Genomic DNA, 4,222 nt, shown 5'->3' with positions numbered 1-4,222 from the left:
CAAGAGGCTTTAAATACGAGCTAGCGCAGCGCAATGAAGAAATTTACGCTGCTTGGAAAAGCGATATTCCAATTGTCGATATATCGAAGAAATACGGACTCACATCTGCAACAACTTATGACATCGTTGCCAACTTCGCAAAAGAAGAAGGCTTGAAAAAATCAAAAAATAGGTTTATCAAATGATCGTTACACAAAACACCATTAATGCATTATTCGTTGCTTTCAAAGCAGTATTCCAAAAAGCACAAACAGGCACGCCGACCGATTGGCAGAAAATTGCCACCATCGTACCGTCCTCGACTCGCAGTAACACCTACGCTTGGCTGGGACAGTTTCCAGCATTCCGTGAGTGGGTAGGTGACCGCGTATTGAAGGATATGGCGGCTCACGGATACACCATTGATAACAAGAAGTATGAAAGCTCCATCGTTGTATCGCGTACCGATATCGAAGATGACCAAATTGGGGTTTACTCTCCGCTGATCGAGGAAATGGGGCGAGCGTCAACAGCCCACCCGAACGAATTGGTCTTCGCCTTGCTCAAAGCCGGCCTCACTACAAAGTGCTATGACGGCCAAAACTTCTTCGATACCGATCACCCGGTTTATCCGAACAGCGACGCGACCGGGGACGCGGTCTCGGTCAGCAACTTCCAAGATGGCGCTGGCCCAGCCTGGTATCTGCTCGATGTCAGCCGAGCGATCAAGCCGATCATCTTTCAGAAGCGTCAGGACTATGACCTTAAAGCGATGACCCGCGTTGATGATGAATCGGTGTTCATGCGCGATGAGTACCGCTATGGCGTGGATGCGCGGGTGAACGCTGGATTCGGTTTCTGGCAGTTCGCCTACTGCTCGAAAGCACCTCTCACTGTCGAGAACTATGAAGCAGCTCGCGCCGCGATGATGGATTTCAAAAGCGACGGTGGCCGACCTCTGGGTGTTGTTCCTGGCATGTTGCTGGTGCCGCCAGTGCTTGAAGGTAAGGCTCGTTCTCTCCTGGTTAAAGATGCCAGCGGCGGTAATCCCTGGGCAGGTACTGCGGAGCCTCTGGTCAGTACCTGGTTAAGCTGATTTAGGAGTTGTCACGATGACTAATATTGATAAGCGTTGGGAAGGCTTGACCATCTGCGGTGAGCTGGCTGTCGGTGTGTACTACGCCGGGTTGCGGCACAAGACATTCACCATGCGCATTCCACTGGCAGGCGATCTGATCGACGTTCAAAGCGAGCATCCCGAAGCATCTTTGCATGTTGCGACCATGGCTATTTATCACCGCCAGTTGTTGTCGCTTGGTGACATTCCGACCGAGGCGCTGACGTTCGATTTGTTGCGGGCTGAACTGGCAGAAACCGACTTGGCATTGTTGGGTGCCGCCGACGAAGCACTGGAAAAAAAGCTCGCGCTGCCGAGCGCAGCAAGCACGGCTGGCGACAAGTCGAACACGCCCTTGTCCGATTCGGCTACCGACTCGACGAAATAAACCGAATGCCTAAATCGGAGGTCGAGGCACGTCTCGACCTGCTCATAGGCAAACAAAAAACGGGTACTCGCTACGTAAGTAAACGACGCAAGAAAACCAAGGGGTAATTCATGTCCGCCGATCTACGCGTCGCATTACGTATCCAGGCAAATTCGGGCAACAGCCGACGCGAGATCGCGGGCTTGAATCGTGACCTGCGCCAGGCTGGTAAAGAAGGCGCTCGTGCCCTGGCAACTGAAGGCCAGAAAGCACAAACATCTATTTCAGGTATTGGCCGTGCAGGCGTCGGCAGCTTCAAAGCGATTCGCCAGGCGATGCGGGACAGTACCAAAAGTGGGCGAGAGTTCCGCACCGAGGTCATTCAGACAGGTGCCGGACTCAAGGACATGGGCCAAGCAGCTCGTCGCGCCTCTCAGGAAACCAAGGCAACTCTACGCAGTGCAGAGCGCGAGGGCATCACGCCGCTTCGCACTGGTGTTGATCGTACCAGCACGAGCTTTCGGCAGTTAGCTCGTGCCGCGACCAGCAGTTTGCGCACTATTAAATCAGTGGCCGCTGCCACTCGGGCCGAGATCGGTCGGGTCAGAGGCATGATGTCGGGCGTTAATGGTCACTTAGCTGGAGCTGGGTTGGGTATCGGTGTTGGGCTGTCGGTAGCAAATAGTGCCAAGACTGACCGAAGGATGATCCAGTTGGGACAGACGGCCAACATGTCGCCTGCTCAAAATGAAGATATGCGCAAAGAGATATTCCGAGTATCAAAGTCGTATGGCAATGATCCCGACTCTATTCTGGGCGGTGCAGAAGCCTTGTTGGCTGGTGGTCTCAGTCCAAAGGCCGCGAAGTCGAGTATTGATGCTATCGGCCAGGCTAGCGCCCTGCGCAACGCCGATCCGACTATTCTGGCGGGCGCAGGTATGGCGGCAAAGGAGGCCTACGGATTCGACCTGGAGAACCCGGCAACGATGCTGGATATTCTCCAGAAAATGACCATCGCGGGTGATGCCGCCAAGGCCGAGCTGACCGACCTGGGCGACATCTTTAGCAAGGTTGGTGGCAATGCGAATGCCGCAGGATTTAAGTTTCACCAATCGTTGGGGTTGATCGAGTCTCTGTCGAACGTGGAACCCAACGCCGAAAACCTACGCACGATGACCGGAAACTTTTTGTCGGTGTTCAACACCGGCACCTATCAACAACAAGTCAGCAAGACCACAGGTGTTGATTTTTTCAACAAGGATAAAAGTCGTCGTGATCCTTTCGAGGTGATCGCGGATCTGCGTAAAAAGTACGACAAGATGCCTGATGACAAAAGTCGCGCTAGTTTTTTCAACGTGGTGTTCAAGAGCATGGATCGTGATGCAGTTACAGCATGGCGCTGGATGCTCACGGGGGATCGTCAGAGCAACATGGTTGGTATCTCTGATCAGGTTCATAACGCAGCACCTATTTTCAACCAGCAACTCAAAGAGAACACCGGAAGCGCCACGGGGACGGCTGGGCGTATGCGAGCCACCTTACGGGACGCCACCGACCGCATGTCGCGTCCTATCAATGAAGCCTTTGCCAATATGGGCAGTTACCTGCTCGATGACTTGAACCTATCAGGCGAGCAAATGCTAGGTCTGGGTGCCGCCACCGCGATTGGCGGTTACTACACCGGACGTGGCCTCAAGAAAGGCGCTGGGGCGTTGCTGAACAAGCTGCCAGGAATGGGCAACCCATTGGAAACTATGCAAGGGATCGCAGTCGGGAAGGTGCTGGAAGAGGCCACGGGCGTCACTTCGGTGTTTGTCACCAACTGGCCGGGTAATATGGGTGGTGGCGTATCACCTGACATCTCGCTGGGCTCAACTGGCAAGGGGAAAACACCCTCCAACAGCGCCAAATGGATGAAAGCGGTTGAACCGTATGCCAAGTATGCGATGTACCGGTTTCCTCAACTCGCGGGAGCGTTCGTTCCAGGCTCCACACCTCAAGGTGATGATTCACGGCTTGATCAGGCTCAACGCAGCAAACTGCTAAACGATGATCAGCGCACCTACCAAACAGCCTTCTATCGCAACCGTATAGCCCTGGCCGATAAGAACCCTGAGCAGTCACAAGATTGGCTGTCATCAGAAGCTCAGCGCCTGGCACATCATGAAACGGGCCTGACGGCATCTGGCCTGCCGATTGGTGGTGCCAGTAGTTGGGCGGCAGGGATCGCTGATCGCGCCGTGAGTGCAGGTATGGCAACTCAAGCGGCGAATGCGAGGTTGCAGGCAATGATGACGCAGTCCAGTCCAGCCGACTGGATGTCTTCACAAGCACAACGGCTGACGGGTACGAATGCCATGCCAGCAGGTGGTAGTCAGCCGGGTGGTGCGTTTAGCGGAATGATTGGCACCGAAGGGGCAATGGGCGGTGTAAATGGTCTCAATGGCGCTATCAGCCGCTTGGAAGGCGTCCTCAATCGCCCGTTTGTATTTGAGGTAAGAACCGATACCAATACGGTATTCGCAGAGTTTGAGCGGCGGGTTGGCGTCCAGATGAGACGCGGAGGTTAAGCAGCAGGTTGTTGAGGGGAAGGGATGGTTTAATTCTCCGTTTGCCATCCCGCAGCACTTTGGCCTTGGACGCCTGGTTAGCGCTCCAAGGTCTTTTTTTGCCTAAATTTCGATATCAGTCAAAAAATGGCCAACACCCATGACACCGCGCTACGCTAGCAACGCATTCATGCAAGGACACTTCCCTAG

Annotated in this window: 4 protein-coding genes; all 4 read left to right on the top strand. The window is 54.1% G+C overall.

What is annotated here, in order from left to right; all coding sequences use genetic code 11:
- The coding region (locus V5E99_RS30775) for a Mor transcription activator family protein (protein ID WP_499806282.1) at nucleotides 1–185 on the top strand (185 nt) is incomplete at its 5' end.
- Nucleotides 182–1,075: a Mu-like prophage major head subunit gpT family protein gene (locus tag V5E99_RS30770; RefSeq protein ID WP_499806281.1), complete on the top strand. Its 894-nt coding sequence runs from the start codon at nucleotides 182–184 to the stop codon at nucleotides 1,073–1,075. The genes V5E99_RS30775 and V5E99_RS30770, both read left to right, overlap by 4 nt.
- Nucleotides 1,076–1,091: 16 nt before the next feature.
- The gene (locus tag V5E99_RS30765; protein WP_499806280.1) at nucleotides 1,092–1,484 is read left to right on the top strand and encodes a hypothetical protein; all 393 of its coding nucleotides are present in this window, start codon (nucleotides 1,092–1,094) and stop codon (nucleotides 1,482–1,484) included.
- A 110-nt stretch (nucleotides 1,485–1,594) separates the two neighbouring features.
- The gene (locus V5E99_RS30760; RefSeq protein WP_499806279.1) at nucleotides 1,595–4,033 is read left to right on the top strand and encodes a phage tail tape measure protein; all 2,439 of its coding nucleotides are present in this window, start codon (nucleotides 1,595–1,597) and stop codon (nucleotides 4,031–4,033) included.
- Nucleotides 4,034–4,222: the final 189 nt, after the last annotated feature.

It is taken from the genome of Janthinobacterium sp. LPB2021202312-11-4 (assembly GCF_037049705.1).
GTDB lineage: Bacteria > Pseudomonadota > Gammaproteobacteria > Pseudomonadales > Pseudomonadaceae > Aquipseudomonas.
The sequence above is the reverse complement of the archived record's forward strand: the minus strand, read 5'-3'. Positions and strand labels throughout refer to the sequence as shown.